Annotated in this window: 15 protein-coding genes; 1 reads left to right on the plus strand and 14 read right to left on the minus strand. The window is 54.0% G+C overall.

Going from position 1 to position 15,438, the window contains the following annotated elements; genetic code table 11:
• Nucleotides 1-3: 3 nt before the first annotated feature.
• The 11 genes from argF to cutA form a co-directional block, all read right to left on the minus strand.
• The gene (gene argF / locus RHH27_RS01690; protein WP_302678687.1) at nt 4-918 is read right to left on the minus strand and encodes an ornithine carbamoyltransferase; all 915 of its coding nucleotides are present in this window, start codon (nt 916-918) and stop codon (nt 4-6) included.
• 141 nt (nt 919-1,059) lie between these two features.
• On the minus strand, nt 1,060-1,695 hold the full coding sequence (gene plsY / locus RHH27_RS01695; RefSeq protein WP_302678688.1) for a glycerol-3-phosphate 1-O-acyltransferase PlsY: 636 nt from the start codon (nt 1,693-1,695) through the stop codon (nt 1,060-1,062).
• A gap of 10 nt (nt 1,696-1,705) precedes the next feature.
• Entirely contained in the window at nt 1,706-2,674 is a 969-nt protein-coding gene (locus tag RHH27_RS01700) for a DUF3086 domain-containing protein (RefSeq protein ID WP_206200799.1), read from the minus strand.
• On the minus strand, nt 2,664-3,068 hold the full coding sequence (locus RHH27_RS01705) for a DUF3119 family protein (protein ID WP_206200800.1): 405 nt from the start codon (nt 3,066-3,068) through the stop codon (nt 2,664-2,666). The genes RHH27_RS01700 and RHH27_RS01705 overlap by 11 nt, the downstream gene beginning before the upstream one ends.
• A gap of 9 nt (nt 3,069-3,077) precedes the next feature.
• Nucleotides 3,078-4,421 carry a hypothetical protein gene (locus tag RHH27_RS01710; protein ID WP_302678689.1) on the minus strand — a complete coding sequence of 448 codons (1,344 nt, stop codon included), beginning with the start codon at nt 4,419-4,421 and terminating at the stop codon, nt 3,078-3,080.
• Nucleotides 4,422-4,491: 70 nt separating this feature from the next.
• Nucleotides 4,492-5,208, minus strand: a complete 717-nt coding sequence (locus tag RHH27_RS01715; RefSeq protein ID WP_302678690.1) for a biotin--[acetyl-CoA-carboxylase] ligase — start codon at nt 5,206-5,208, stop codon at nt 4,492-4,494.
• Nucleotides 5,209-5,217: 9 nt separating this feature from the next.
• Complete coding sequence (locus RHH27_RS01720; RefSeq protein ID WP_302678691.1) at nt 5,218-6,744, minus strand: NYN domain-containing protein; 1,527 nt, start codon at nt 6,742-6,744, stop codon at nt 5,218-5,220.
• A gap of 75 nt (nt 6,745-6,819) precedes the next feature.
• Nucleotides 6,820-8,289 (minus strand): glycosyl hydrolase family 57, encoded by a 1,470-nt coding sequence (locus RHH27_RS01725; protein ID WP_302678692.1) that lies wholly within the window; start codon nt 8,287-8,289, stop codon nt 6,820-6,822.
• A gap of 3 nt (nt 8,290-8,292) precedes the next feature.
• A complete protein-coding gene (locus tag RHH27_RS01730) occupies nt 8,293-9,474 on the minus strand; it encodes an ABC transporter permease (protein WP_302677132.1) in 1,182 nt (393 codons plus the stop codon).
• Between the two features lie 70 nt (nt 9,475-9,544).
• Entirely contained in the window at nt 9,545-10,711 is a 1,167-nt protein-coding gene (locus tag RHH27_RS01735; protein ID WP_310437931.1) for a DarT ssDNA thymidine ADP-ribosyltransferase family protein, read from the minus strand.
• Between the two features lie 2 nt (nt 10,712-10,713).
• Nucleotides 10,714-11,091, minus strand: coding sequence for a divalent-cation tolerance protein CutA (gene cutA / locus RHH27_RS01740; RefSeq protein ID WP_315863339.1), 378 nt, complete (start codon nt 11,089-11,091; stop codon nt 10,714-10,716).
• 31 nt (nt 11,092-11,122) lie between these two features.
• On the opposite strand from cutA, the gene RHH27_RS01745 reads away from it, so the two are divergent.
• Nucleotides 11,123-12,217, plus strand: coding sequence for a beta-ketoacyl-ACP synthase (locus RHH27_RS01745; RefSeq protein WP_206200808.1), 1,095 nt, complete (start codon nt 11,123-11,125; stop codon nt 12,215-12,217).
• Here RHH27_RS01745 and dxs read toward each other — a convergent pair.
• From dxs to RHH27_RS01760, 3 genes are all read right to left on the minus strand, one after another.
• On the minus strand, nt 12,214-14,127 hold the full coding sequence (dxs, locus tag RHH27_RS01750; RefSeq protein ID WP_206200809.1) for a 1-deoxy-D-xylulose-5-phosphate synthase: 1,914 nt from the start codon (nt 14,125-14,127) through the stop codon (nt 12,214-12,216). The genes RHH27_RS01745 and dxs overlap by 4 nt on opposite strands.
• A 104-nt stretch (nt 14,128-14,231) precedes the next feature.
• On the minus strand, nt 14,232-14,810 hold the full coding sequence (locus tag RHH27_RS01755; RefSeq protein ID WP_206200810.1) for a hypothetical protein: 579 nt from the start codon (nt 14,808-14,810) through the stop codon (nt 14,232-14,234).
• 77 nt (nt 14,811-14,887) lie between these two features.
• Nucleotides 14,888-15,403 carry a cofactor assembly of complex C subunit B gene (locus RHH27_RS01760; RefSeq protein ID WP_206200811.1) on the minus strand — a complete coding sequence of 172 codons (516 nt, stop codon included), beginning with the start codon at nt 15,401-15,403 and terminating at the stop codon, nt 14,888-14,890.
• Nucleotides 15,404-15,438 lie beyond the last annotated feature (35 nt).

Raw genomic sequence — 15,438 nt, forward strand, 5'->3', positions numbered from 1 at the left:
GCCCTATCCCAACAAACTGGCTAGCAAAGCTTTCTGCGCATGGAGACGATTTTCCGCCTGCTCCCAAACGCGAGACTGCGGCCCTTCAAGGACACTGGCGGTAATTTCCTCCCCACGGTGAGCCGGCAGGCAGTGGAGAACGATCGCCCGTGGATCCGCAAGGGCTAGCAGTTGATCATTAATTTGGTAGGGCTGAAAAATGGGCTGGCGATCGCCCGCTTCTGCTTCCTGTCCCATACTCGCCCAGACATCCGTGTAAAGCGCATGGGCACCCTTAGCCGCGGCCTGCGGATCCGTGAGAACAGTCACTTCACTCTTACCGCCACTCAATGCCTTGGCTTGCGTCACAATATCGGGCAAAGGGGCAAACGGCGGTGGCGAAGCCACCCGAATATTCACCCCCAAGAGGGCACAGCCCAGTAGTAAGGAATGCGCCACATTATTGCCATCGCCAATGTAGCAGAGGGTCAGTCCCGCCAATGTGCCAAAGGATTCCCGTAGCGTCAGCAGATCCGCCAAAATCTGACAAGGATGCTCGCGATCAGTGAGGGCATTAATCACGGGTATGCGGGCATAGTCGGCAAACAGTTGCAGTTCTGCCTGACCATAGGTGCGAATCGCCACCGCATCCAAATAGCGATCCAATACCCGTGCTGTATCGGGCAACGGTTCACCACGCCCCACCTGCATGGATTGGGGGTTCAGGTCAATGACTTGGCCGCCCAGTTGGTACATCGCCACCGTAAAGCTGACACGGGTACGGGTCGAAGCCTTCTGAAACAGCAGCCCCAAGACCTTAGGACACTGGGGAGCCACCTTGCCGATTTTCATCTGTGCTGCTAAATCCAGCAGATATTCTGCCTCTGCCCGTGAGAGGTCGGCGATGCTCAGCAAATCACGCCCCCGCAGTGTTTCCATCACAAATCTCCCCACCAAAACTGGTATCCACTCATGGTAGCAACCTCAGAGGCCTTCCAAATGTACAAATACAACCCTTTTCTCAAATCTGGGGGGCATTAAGGAACGCCGAACCCGTCCAAAAGTCACCTTCTAAGAGGTCTATCCTTCCGAGGCGCCCAACCGTGGCTCTGTCCCTGCAAGGAGGCGTTGGATATTACTCTGGTGTCGCCAAATCACAAAAGCACCTGCAATCACACTAAAACCGACAAACGGCCACGACTGCGTAAAGAACCAAAACCAGAAGGGCAAGGAGATAGCAGCAGTGATTGAACTCAGGGAGACAATGCGGCTGACTGCCAAGACCACGAGAAACACCGCAAAGGTGGCCAAAGCCGTGGGGGCATTGAGGGCAAGGAGCACCCCTAAACCAGTGGCAACGGATTTGCCGCCGCGCCAGCCCAACCAAATCGGCTTACTGTGAGCCAAAACCGCAATGAAGGCGATCGCCAGCAGGACAAATTCCAACCAAGTGGTCGGTACTGTACTCCAAGATTGCCCCAGAACCCAACGCGCCAAAAGAACTGCCCCTAGTCCCTTGCCCACATCGACTAAAAACGTCACTAGGCCGGGGCCTTTGCCCACTACCCGCAGCACATTGGTCGCCCCCGTTGAGCCAGAGCCATGCTCACGAATATCAATCCCGCGCAGCGCTTTGGCCAAGAGGTAGCCCGTGGGAATTGAGCCGAGCAGGTAGCTAATGAGCGCCAGCAGTCCAAGGATGAGTGCAGTGGTCACAGGAGCCTCCCTACTCAAAGAAATCAGAACTACGGCTAGGACGCAACTGGGGTTCAGGGGCAAAGCCCAAGAGCAAGGGATATTGCAGTAGTGAAAGGCTGACTTGGGGTTGGGAATCATCAATAAGAATCAGAGGGATGTAGTCCTCCTGCTCGAGGCGATCGGCACGAAAGGCCAAGGCATCCGCAGATTCAAAGAGCGCCACCCCCTGATCAGGGCCAAAATCTTGGCGACTAATGCCCAAGCAATCCTGCAATCCCCGTCGCCAGTCCCCCAGCCGCTCAGGGGAATCGGCCAAGACCAACACCCGCAACATATCGCCATAGAAGTCCCGCAGGATTGAAATGATTGCCGAGGCAACAAGGATATTTTGCAACCGACTGGGGAGCGATCGCAGGGCACCCCGTCCCCCGAGATCAAAGAACCAACTTTCTACCCGCTCAGCATGAACTTGCTCAAACGTACGTCGCAACTGCCAAGGAGGGCCATAGTAGTTGGGGCTACTCCGATATTGCTCTAGCAAACGGCGAATCCGATCCGCTTCCTCCTGAAATCCCTCATCAAGAACTAACTTGGGCGGCGTTGTCGCTGTTGCTGCTGGGGCAGAGGCAGTTTCCACGACAGCGGGCGTCGGGGGCAGCAATTCCATTTCCTCAACGGTGGCCGCCAACTCCTGCATGCTCTTGACGAGAAATTCCTTGAACCCCTGCACTCGAATCGCGAGTTCTTGGGAGGCACCCACAAAGTTGCGGCGGAGCTCCTGTTCGATGCGTTCCTTGCGCCGTTCTAGTTGCTCAATGGTGAGTTGCAGACTTTGTTGCCGCTCTTCAAGGGACTTGAGGCGATCGTGCACAAGACGATGAAACTCAGCATCAAGGGCTTGAATTTCAGCTTTGAGGGCATCCCGTTGAGCTTTGAGGGCAGTTAGTTCCTCTGGGGTAGGTTCAGAGGCATCAGTCACCGTAGGGTCATCCGTCATTGCGAACCGTGGAAATAAAGGCTGTGCGTGGGCAGCGTTCTTGGAGGCATTGTACTAAAGTTTTGGCGTCAAACAGAATCGGCAGAAAGTGGATATTCTTGACCTCCCGAAAATAAAAGAGCACGGGAAAGGCTGGCCAAAAGACCTCCCAATGCTGCCATTGCTGATAGGGAAAGTGGCGAATTTGTCGGCTGCCGCGATAGACATCTAGTGCTGTTGCCGTAAATTCTAGTCGCAGGGTAGCCGCCTGCACAGCCAAGAATAGCGCAAACAGGGAGATGGGCAAGCCCAGCCACCAGCGCAGCCACCACAGGGGCAGACTTAACAGCAGAACCCCCAGCGGAACAGCAAATGAGGGTTGAAGACGTACTGTGGCCAGTGAGGTTCCTTGCATGGTTTTACTCTACTCCTGAGGGGGCGTCGGTTCTTCTAATTGTGGCAAATCCTCTGGAGTGGGAGGAGTTTCCTGTTCAGTGACTTCAGGTGCAGTGGTCTCTAGAGTCGGTTGCTCCAAAGGTGGGGACGGCTTGGATGGCACTCGCGGGCTAACGAGAACAGAACGAGTCGGGCTTTCTGCTTTCTTAAAGGGATTCAGGCGCTGCCAGAAGGACTGTTGCGGCGTGGGGGGCGGTGTCTCTTCGGCTGCTTTGACGGTGGGTTCTGGGGTTGGCTCTGATGCAACGGGCGTTTCCTCTACAGGTTCAACGGTGGGTGTTGGTGCCTCTACTGCCGACGTTGGTGTAGGTTCCTCAGCAACGGGGGTCTGAGTGGCAGATTCTTCAACAACAGCTGTTGGCTCTGGGGTCGGCTCGGAGGGAGCGGCGGATTCCTCAACAATAGGTGTTGGCTCTGGTGTCGGTTCAGGAGGGAGGTTGCTGGGGAGATCCGGACTGAGGCTACTTTGAAGATTTTTGGCGGCCAGTTCTCCCCGCAGCAGGCGCGAGAGGACATCCTTGCCATTGGGTTGATAGGTCACAAGGCGGGTAATGGGATTGTAGGGAGAGGGGATACGCTGACCATTGCCATCCAGAAGTTCGAGCCGTACCCAGTTATCCCCCGGCTGGAGTCCAGTGAGATAGTAGGCCTGCCAGCGATCGACCGTGAAGGATTGACCATTGATCGTGCAGCGCACCTGCCAGACTTTCTCATTGTTTAATTGTTGATCCAACGGCAGGTTGCTGAGATAAAAATCAAGGAGCACTGGTTCAGCGCCATAGGTGCCGCTGGGCTGATTGTAGGTGAGCAGGGGAAGACTAGCAGATCGAGTGTCCTCATCTGCAGTGTAAAGATGAAAGGCCGTTTGAGCATAGGCAAGGGGATGTTTCAGACTTTCACCCCAAGGGTACACAACAAAAGCACGCAGAAGGTGTGTTCCCGGCTCAAGGTTCGTAAATTCAATGGGGGTGTTCAGGTCATAGACACTGCGGCTGGGCAGATCATCGAGCACCACCTCCACATGGGGGCCTAATCCTGTGCGCTGATCTTGAAACAGGCGTAGCCCTTGGACACTCAGCTTGACGGTGACGTTGCGGCTTTGGAGGGTTTGGTTGGCTTCGGGGGTGAGAATTTTCAGCCGCGGTTCATAGCGATCGAACCAATCCTTCATATCCTCAATGGCCACAGGAGCCGCCACCTCTGCCAGCGAGCCACTGGCTTTTGCCGCGGCGATGTCCCCCACTGACCACAGGAGAACGATACTGAGAACCAAAGCGATCGCCCGTTGCCAACAGACCTGCCAACCCTTCATGCACACCTCAGATGGTTGTAGTACCAAGGACAATTTTCGCAGATGGGCTACCCACTTCAGCAATCCCGATCTAGGGAGCACGATCGCTGCTGTAGAGGACATGACCACTGCTAAATTCTCGCAACTCCCCAGTGTTCAGACGTACTTGCAACGTCCCGCGATCGCTAATGCCCACACCGATGCCCTGCCACCTTTGTTCTCCTTGGACAAGAGTGAGCGATCGCCCCCGCAAAAAATCCTGCTGCGCTGTGATCTGAACCCCCTGGGACTGTTGCCAACACCACAGAAGCTCAGCGCGAATCGCCGCTAGCAGTTCCAGATCCGTAGGCACCGCTTGGGGAGAATAAAGCAGCGTGTGGAGGCTAATGGCCTGGGGAAGACCCATTGCTTCAACGTCAACACAGCGGTTCAGTCCCACCCCCACCACCAGCCAAGGGGAACGGCGTTCACAGAGAATTCCCGCCAGTTTCTTGCCCTGAGCCATCACATCATTCGGCCACTTCAATTGCAGATGGCGTTCCACCGTTGGTCGCAGCCCACTCAACGCCCGCATCACGGCTATCCCGGCTTGGACACTGGGCGCAACGATCGCCGCCGACTGCGGCAGGATAAAGGAGGCTGTCAACACCCCCTTTGGGGACTGCCAAGTACGGTTGTACTGACCTCGCCCCCGTGTTTGTGCCTGAGTGTAGATGACTTGACCGCCATAGAGTTGATTGGCATGGTGCAATGCCCAGGTATTCGTGCTCTCACAGGTCTCTAGCCACACTAACCAAGGAAACTCCATGGCGATCGCTTACTTGGGTACAGAAACAGATGGCTCAATGAGTGCCCGCAACAGTTCTGGTTTCGGATGCGCCCCTACCCGTTCAAAAAACACCTGAAGGGTCTGATCTAGCCACTGCGCCAGTGCTGCATAGCTTGCGGGAAGGGTTGTGATTTTCGCAGCAACGAAATAGCGATCGCCACTGTGGGGAGCTGGCACAAGAATATTGGCCGCTTGGCAGTTATTCAAGGCACTTTCAATTTGACTGCGACCAATCTCCGCTGGGGCGGTTTGCTCAATCATGGTGGCCAGTTCTTCTAGGGTGGCAGCGCAATCGCGATGGTCAAGGAGCCACGCTAAAACATAGGCTAAGGCTGGGGGTTGGGCGATCGCCACCCGTTCGTGACTGAGCAAAGCGCGATAGGTTGCCAGACTATGGAGGGGACGCTTTTCAAAATTGGCCATCACCACAGCACTGGGGGGAAGATGCTCCCGTAGGCCAAGACGCAGTTGATTGGCACTGCCCTGCCGATGAAAGACGCAGAAGATCGTGTTTTTACAGACGTAGCGCAAGTATTCCGAGAACTTGACCATCCCCAACTGCAAAATGTCAAAGTTGGGCAGCAGGGCTTGTACCGCCCCTTGGACTTTACTAATGGGTAGCCCTTCCTCCCGCAGGAGCTTGCCACACTCCGAATCACGGCGGTACCAATCGAGAATCTGCCGCGTTTTGGCGATCGCCCCCTCGGCATGGCGAGCCAAACTGACACTCAAGTCCGCACACAAACGACGATTATCAGGATCTAAGGGAATGGCGGAGGGTGGGATGCTGGGCGGCGGCGCTTCAATGGGGGGAGCGGGACTGGCGACAGGTGGGCGGGGTTTTACGGTTGGATCAGGGATGTGGACAAAGGCATCACAAATGGCCTGAAAACTCTTGCCAGCCGCATCTTCGTAGGCGCAGCCAATGACTGTTTTGCCGTACTGCCGTAACTTCTTGGCAAGGGAGCCAAAGCCACCATCGCCGGAGACAATCACAAACGTATCAAAGCGGTCATCTTGAAAAATCAAGTCCACCACATCAATCGCCAATTGAATATCAGCAGCATTTTTGCGATTTTCGTAGGAAAAACCAAAGACCTGTACAGGCTCAATGCCCAATTGGTGCATTTCCCGGCGCAGTGACCCAAGGCGAGCATCACTCCAGTTGGCATAGGCACGTTGCAGCAGCACCCGCTCGATGGGGTAGGCTTGGCGAATATGGGCTTGGATGGCAGCGAGGGAAATTTTGGCCACATCTGCGGCTTTGATGTTGTAGCCTTTGATCAGGTTTTCAATGTCGTAGAAAATAGCGGTACGACGCGAGCCATTCCCAGAAGTGCGGGTTTCAAGGTGTTGCAGTCTTTCCTCTAAACGTTGGAGGAGGTCTTCGATCTGGGGGGTTAGGGAATGACGTTGACGATCTTGCACCCAAGTGCCCACCAATGCCCCCGCAGAACTGACCGCCACCACAGGAAGCGGTTCACGGGTAAGGGTGACGGCGAGGGAACCCGCCACAATCGCTCCTAAAGGAGGTATGCACCAGTTCTGCCATGCCATAACTTATTTTACGAATTCTTGGAAAACTCCCTCTCAAACGCTGTTTTCTTGCAACAGTGCCATCCCGCGATCGCAAATCGTTTTTGCATAGTCTGTCCAGCGGCCACTGCCCCAGTAGCGAAAACAACTGGTTTGCGATGTCAGCACATAGAGGAGCGCTTCGCGGTAGGCAGGGCTTTGGGTCACTTGCGGGTCAGCCGCCACCAAAGGATCATAGATGCGGTGAAACTCGGCACTCAGGCGTTCCATCGGTTGCAGAACGGTCTCATAGCCCTTGACCCAACTGAGGTGATTCGTCCAAGAGGCACCCTCCATGGAGAAGTGGGGATTGGTTTGTTCAAGGTGGGCGATCGCTGCCGCAACCCTTTCTGGCGTTATCGGGCTATCCCCTAAGGTCTGCCAGAGTAGATGTTGGTGTACCGCTTGACAGCGAGGAAAGCGATCGCTAGTCACCCCCTGAGCCGCCAAGAGGGCAAGGTACTCACTGCCATTGAGACCCACCACCCCCGCCTGCGGATTCGCTTTTATCTCATGCCACACCGGCATAAAATCGCGGGGATATTCATTCATCATCACACCACCGTTTTCACCATCGGCAATTTGACTCACACAGGGGGGACCGAGGGGAGCCTGCCAGTGAGTGGCCAGATGCTTAGCTTCGTGATAAGGCTGCATTTGCGCCACAAGTTTCGTATCCGAGCCTTGGGTTTTAATCAGCACCGTTATTTCCGCCACCTCTCCTTGGGAGTTGCGCGCCACAAGGACATTCGGTACATACTTGGCAGCGTAGGGTAGCGGCGACCCATCCAACTGTTCAACACTGTGCTCCTGTACCAGCAACCAACTGTATCCACAGCGTTTGAGGCAGGTCACCAAGGTAAAGAGCGTATCCGGATGGTTGGGCAAATGCATTTCTGGCAGTGAAAAGCCCTGTACCCTTTGCAGCGCTTCAACGCCAAAGAGGGCTACAAATTGATGCTGCCAAGCGCGAATATGCAACTCAATGTCAGCGATTGGAGTGGAGGGAATCACCGCATGTCCCCAGCAGGTGCCCAGCCATTCCACGTAGGGAGCATAGGCATCCACAGTAATCCGCCGCAGGGCGTCCAGTACCTCCTCCTGTCCCATCTGCTCCAGCCCCCAGAGGAGGTTGCCGGAGTAATCGAGCATAATCCGCGGTTGACAGCCCTCAGCCACCAACTGGGGAATCCAGTCCCCCATGCGCCGATAACACCAGAGAAATTGGGTCACGTTGTGATTGTCCCCCTCGTGGGGATGCATCAGCATATACTGCAAGTGACTGATGAGGCTGCCGCCCTCCCCCGCTGGAATGGTCGGCTGGTGCATATGGAGGGCACAGGCAAAGGCGGCGCGAATAGAGGGGAGCATTTGGGGGGGCAAGGGGGGGCAACGGGGCACTTCACTCAACGCCTGTTCCCAACCACTGAGGACAGGTTCTCCTTGAGGCGGACAGGTTGACCAAGGGAGGGTAGGGCGGGGCATGATTCAAGCTCGAAAAACTTGGGCGGGATCAAGGCGCATCACTTTTTGAATCGCCAATAGGGAAGCACTGACACACATGGCGACGGTGGCACTAAAAACGGCGAGGGCAAGTTGGGGAGTCATGATAATTTGGATGGCACGGGCTTGCATGGTCCACATCCCCAGTCCCCAGCACAGGCCTAAACCGGGCAGATAACCCAGTACGGCCATCCACAGGGCTTGCTCAATAATAATGCGATACAAGTACCCGTCAGAAGCCCCCATTGCTTTGAGGGTGCCATACTCCTGTAGGCGATCGCTCACCGAAGAATAGAGAATTTGACTGACAATGACCACCCCTACAACCACGCCAACCCCTGCCCCCAGTCCTAAGATAAACCCCACACTGGTACTGGCTAGCCAATAGCGCCGCGTCATTTCAGTCAGGGCAGCACGACTGAGCACTTGATAGTTGGGAAAGGCTGCCCGTAAGCGTTCCTGCACCTTTGCTAAATCCTCCCCCGACTTGGCTTTCACCATGACATAGGTGATGCGGGTACTGGGGGACACCAACGGCAGAAATTCGGGTACCGGCTCACTGGTATCAAACCGAGGGAAGTTTAAGTAAAGGTTCGCAGTTTCCAGCGAAGTAAAGACATAGGGGCTAGAGACAATGGATTTGACACCGCGCGTCCAGCCAATGACCGTCGCTGGGTAGTTATTCACGCGACCTTGCTCCCCTAGAGCCGTAAGGGAAAGGGCATTGAGGTCAATGCGATCCACGATGACACTGTAGGGTTCTTCTAGCTCCGTCAGGGTTGCACCAGCAACTGTCGTCAAGGGCAGCAAGGTGCCTGTCGGTTCAATACCCACCACCTGCACTGGATCGATCGCCTCTGTCTCTGAACGGCGCCACATCGCTGACTGGATCAACAGAGGTTCTGCGGCTGCAACCCCTGCAACTGCCTGGGCATCGAGGACAACTTGATACTCAATAGGCAACGTTAAGCCAAAATAGCGCAACTCACTGGAGGCAATCCAGAAATCCGCTTGACTTTTGTTCACCAAGAGTGTGGCCGATCGCCCAAAGCCCTCAAGGAGTCCAGTTTGAACTGTGACCAGACTGACGGCAAACGTGATGCCTAGTTGAGCCACGAGAAAGCGGCTAAAGTCTTCTAAGAGATTTTTGCGGGCAAGGGAAACCATTTTTCTATCTTAAGTTTGCGATGGGGGCATGTCTAGACCGTGCTAGGCAGTTGGGGAAAAAACGGCCACCTTAGGCGGCTAGTAAAAAATCCCTAGTTAAAAACTCTGCTGGTACCTCTTGTTCTTGGGGCAAGTAAATAGCCACTTGAATCTGTATTTGTGAAAGATAACGACACATCAGTGGTCCTATTTCCCGCCAGTCTAGACCCCCCAAGCCACAGCCAAGGGCGGGAACAGCAAGAGATTGAATGCCTTCTGCTTGATAGCTATCCACTAACCATTGCAAACCTCGCTCAATTCCTGTAATGTCAGACGATTGTTTCCAGTGAGTTTTAGTCGGAAAGAGTAAAAACCATTTATTGGCATTCAAGTTGGGTAAGCTCAAAGGTTCATCCGCTAGATCGCTGTCTAGAGAAGCTTCACGTTTATACAAATATGGTTTCCCCATTGTAAGTTGCTTTTTCTTGCAGACATCTTGATAGACGACGTACATATCCGGAAATTGATATTTTGCCCGTGAGGCTAATCCCTTACCCATTACACCGACGGTATTGACACTGATTGTTAAGGTTTGCATTTGGGAGAAGAACATATCTCCATCCACCCAAGATAGATGACTCGTAATTGCAGCACGTCGTCGGGGTTGGAAAAACATGTGGGGTTCAACTATGACTTCAACAGAACTGAACTGTTGTCGAAGGCGCTCTGCCATCTCCTGACTTGCAACATAGATAGAATGAATCTCAGTGGGGGGAACCACTTTTGGAACCAAGCATTCCGCCATAATTTTTCGCTTTGTACCATCTTCAGTTTTCCACCAGTCATTATTGAGAATGCTCCAATAATCGCGATGGATGATTTGTAGTCCAGTTTTAGCATCGCGGATTTCAGTAACGGAGTGGGCTGCATTCCCTAAAGCAATGAAGGTTCCTTTGATATCTAGGACACGGGGTTTAATTCCTAAAATGACAACATTGTTTTTATTGATTTCACTTAATACTTTATAAAGCATGGGATTTCGGGGTTGAAAATAGAGGTTGGCATATTGCCATAGACTCTGACCATTTGGTGCGAGGCGGTGTTGCCGACGCACAACGATGTCTGCGTTATAGATAGGTGTCGGGGAAAGACCGCGTTCTACGACTTGCTCATGTGCAAGAATTCTGTGTTGGAATATAGAGGAGAGGTTGTTCACATGGGTAATGTAATATAAGCTTTTGATCTTGGGTTCAGGCATTCTTAACCTCTAGAGATTTTTTGAGTTTGTTCTTTGACCCAACTCAAGTAAGCAGGAGAACCGGCAATAATGGGTAGGGCAATGATTTCTGGAACTTCATAACTGTGTAATGCCAGCAGGCGATCGCGCACTTGCTCAAACAGGGCAGTGCGGGTTTTAATGAGCAGTTGCCATTCGGGATCGCGATGTACGGTTCCTTGCCAGCGGTATATTGATTGAATAGGCAGAATTTGCACACAGGCAGCGAGGTGCTCAGCCACGAGTTGATTGGCTAAAGAGAGTGCTTCAGTTTCCGTAGCAGTGGTAACCATCACCACACAGTACTCTGTTGCCGTTTCCAAGCCCGCTGTCCTCACGTCACGCTTGATGATGTCGATCATATCCTGAACAAATCTTGAATAAAATCGTGCAGTGAATGTTGTTATTACCGGTATTGGGCTGTGGACAGCTCTGGGGGAGAGCGCGATCGCCACGTGGCAGCGCTACTGTCAGGGGAAAACGGCACTCATCGCCACGCCTGACGGACTGGTGGGAGCAACGACCTTGCCAGTCGAGAAAATTATTGCAACGACAACGACTCAAGCGCTCAACGATGCAAAATTAACCCCTCCTCTAGACAGTGCTGGGGTAGTGGTCGGGTCAAGCCGTGGCTTTCAAGCACAGTGGGAAACATGGTTACGGCAGCCTTCTCTTTCGCGACAAACATGGTTACAAACCTTACCCGCCACTGTATCCCAGCAAGTGGCACAAATTGCCGGCACCCAAGGGATAGTTCTCAACCCCACAGCGGCCTGCGCGACGGGACTGTGGGCGATCGCCCAAGGGGCACTGTTGATTGAGCAGGGTTATTGTGATCTGGTGTTGGCGGGAGGGGTCGAGTCCGCCGTCTCGCCCTTAACCTTGGCCGGGTTCCGCCAGTTAGGGGTGTTGGCTCAGGCGCGGGCGGCTCCCTTTGATCGCCAGCGGCAGGGATTTGGCTTAGCGGCCGGTGGTGCCATTGTCGTCCTAGAATCCGAGGCACGGGCGCGATCGCGGGCTGTTACACCCTATGCGCGAATTGCTGGGGTAGGTCTCAGTGCCGATGCCGAGCATATGGCTGCCCCCAGTGTCCAGCAAACCGGTGCTCTCCTAGCCATTCAAAAGGCCTTGGCTCAGGCGGGGTTAACACCGCACCAGATCGACTGTATCCATAGTCACGGTACGGGCACACGGCGTAACGATGCCGCTGAAGCCACTTGGATTCAAACCCTTTTTGGTCAAGGGGTTGCGGTCACCAGTCACAAAGGTGCCCTTGGGCATACCCTAGGTGCTGCTGGCGCGATCGCGATCGCCCTCTCCTGTCTGTCATTACGGGCACAGGAGATTCCCCCCTGTGTTGGCTGTGAGACTCCCGACTTTGACCTCGACATTGTCCAACACAGCCGCACTGCCCCTTTAGGCCACATTCTCTGCTGTAGCTACGGCTTTGGTGGTCAGAATGCCGTGATTGTTCTAGCGCATCCCTAGGAGGCAGTGACCACCCTTGGTTGAGCAACCCCAAACTTTTGCATGATCGTTTTAGCCATTTGTGGGGGTGTGAGTCCTAAGTCAGCTTTTGATTCCTCAGGACTAGCGTGCTCAACCAAGATATCCGGTACCCCCAAACGCAACACAGGCAGCAGAATATCCGCCTCTTGGAGTGCCTCGAGTACCGCCGAGCCAAAGCCCCCCATCAGGCAGCCTTCTTCTAAGGTGACCACGCGGCCAATTTGTTTCGCCAAAGGCAGAATCAACTCAGTATCTAGCGGTTTGGCAAAGCGGGCATTGATCACTGCGGCACTCATGCCGTGTTCCTTGAGGATTTCTGCCACTTGCATCGCCGGATAGACCATTGAGCCGTAGGCCACCAAGAGAATATCTTCACCGGGGCGCAGGAGTTCCCCTTTGCCGATTTCGAGGGGTTCCCAGCCTTCCTCCATGAGGGCGACACCATAGCCATTGCCCCGGGGATAGCGTAGGGCGATCGGGCCATCGGTGTAGTTGATGCCCGTTACAATCATGCGTTGCAATTCCGCTTCATCCTTGGGTGCCATCAGCACCATATTGGGTAGGCAGCGCAAATAGGCAATGTCGTACATCCCTTGGTGGGTCGGGCCATCAGCACCGACAATCCCCGCTCGATCCATGCAGAAGAAGACGGGTAGCTTTTGGATGCAGACATCGTGAACAATTTGGTCGTAGGCGCGCTGCAAGAAGGTGGAGTAAATCGCCGCTACGGGGCGCATGCCTTGGGTGGCCATGCCGGCGGCCATTGTTACGGCGTGCTGCTCGGCAATCCCGACATCAATGTATTGGTTGGGCACCCGTTTTTGGAGGATATCTAGCCCTGTACCCGTGGCCATCGCCGCTGTAATGCCAACAATGCGCGGATCGTTTTCTGCGAGTTTAGTCAGGGTTTCGCCAAAGACTTTGGAGTAGCTGGGGGGCTTGGGTTTGCTGGAGGGTTTGGCCTTACCAGTGACGAGATCAAAGGGGTTTTGCGCATGGTAGCCCACTTGGTCTTTCTCGGCGATCGCGTAGCCTTTGCCCTTAACCGTTGCCACATGAACCAAGACAGGACCGGGAATCGTATGGGCATGTTGGAATGTGGTAATGAGTTCTTCCAAATTGTGGCCATCCACCGGACCAACGTAAGTAAAGCCCAGTTCCTCAAAGACGGCGCCCACCTTAGGAACCGCAAGGCGTTTCATGCCCTCCTTGATGCGCTGCATCTCCGGGGTTAGGTTTTCACCAAAGAAGGGGATATGTTTGAACTGCTCTTCGAGGTTATCAGTAATAAATTGCACCTGCGGTGAGAGGCGGATTTTATTCAGATAGCGGGGAATCGCGCCCACATTGGGGGAAATGGACATCTCATTGTCGTTCAGCACCACCATCAGGTTGGTGTGGGGCAAGTGGCCGGCGTGGTTAATCGCTTCTAGCGCCATCCCCCCAGTTAGGGCACCATCACCAATAATGGCCACGACTTTGAACTTCTCTCCCTTGAGATCGCGGGCGATCGCCATCCCCAAAGCTGCCGAAATACTCGTGGAGGCATGACCAGCGCCAAAGTGATCAAAGGGACTTTCGCGGAGGTTGAGATAGCCAGCAATTCCTCCCTTTTGCCGTAGGGTATGGAAGTTGTTGTAGCGACCCGTCAACATTTTGTGGGGGTAGGCTTGGTGCCCCACATCCCAAATCACGCGATCTTTATCTAAGTCAAGGGTTTGGTAGAGTGCGAGGGTGAGTTCGACAACCCCCAAGCCTGGCCCAAGGTGTCCTCCCGTGGCCGCCACCGTTTCCAAATGTTTGTCGCGGATTTGGGCGGCAATTTGACTCAATTGGGCAATGGACAACCCATGCAACTGGTTGGGATGGGTGAGTTCACTTAAGTGCATAGAAACCCGACCTCGCAAGATACCTAGGAGCGATAGCCTACCGCTGACCACAGAAAAACTATCTGTTGACTGATTCTAGCAAAGTCCCCGACCGAAGTTGGGCATTATTTCGCCCCTAGACGCGGTGAAAAGCCGCAATAATCCCGAAACAGTTGATCATAAATTTCTAACGCTGTTTCATAGAGTTCGCTCAATTCACGAATTTCTTCCGTGGATTCATTGGTGTAATTTTCCACCAACCAAATCACCCATTGGTAAAATCGCTCCCGACCCCACTGTTGCCAATAGTTGGCGAGAATTCCCCGCGCAAGGTCAGTTCCCAACCGTTTGGGGTAACCGTGGCTTGTGGCCAAGTCCTGGAGATCCCCTAGGAAGCGTTCGGTCATCGCACTGAGGTGACTCAGGGACATCTGAGCACATTGACAAGCCCGCTCAAAGGCGGCGTTGGTCTCTAGGGAACTGGGCTTGACCGTTTCAGCCATCAAGCGACCATGACTATCTACCTGACGCTCGACAGCGCAGTGGGGAACTTTAGTGAGGGGGTAGCCTTCACAGGCGAGATACACCCGAAAGTTTTTCTCTAAACAATCCACTTCCTTGGGACTGAGGTGGATGTCGAGTTCAAGCAGGAGTTGACCAAAGGTACGCTCATCAGTGGTGGTGGTGGTTTGCGAGTAGGTCATCGCGAAGTCCCTCACAGGTCGTCAAAAGATTATCCTGTGATCTTTTTTTCGTTATGCACCTCAGCCAAGAAGGCAGCCTACAAAGCTCCCAACACCGTGTCCTCGAAAGTCATTAGTTCATCGCGGTGTCCCTCTAGGGTGACTTGGGTACCGATCGCATGGGGTTGCAAAGAGAGTTTGACGGTTTCGAGCCGCTGGGCACCTCGCCAATAGAACCAAGGGGCAATGGGGGTTAGACCAATGAGACCAAAGGCCAAAATACCGCGATCGGGAAAGAGGACGGTCAACACAAGGGCGATCGCTGTGGCACCGGAGACGGCAAGGCCAAAAAGCAATGCGGCCAAAAAGGGACTAGCGGCAACATTTCCCTGAAACGTCACTTCACTGCCATCAGCACTGACACTGTGCAGGCGGTAGCCCCGCTGCTGGAAATACTGCTTGAGGCGGGGAGCCAGTTCGGCAATGGGCTGGGCAATGAGCCATTCTTTGGTTTCAATGCGTTCTTTGGTGGAGGCACGAATAAAAAACACAAAGCCGACGGCCAAGAGACTCGTGAGTAAGAGAGTGGAAGGATAAGTTAAATCGCTGGACATGTTGAGGGGGTCTGAACGGATGGGCTTGCTACCCT

The sequence above is a fragment of the Thermosynechococcus sp. PP555 genome, from assembly GCF_031583225.1.
GTDB lineage: Bacteria > Cyanobacteriota > Cyanobacteriia > Thermosynechococcales > Thermosynechococcaceae > Thermosynechococcus.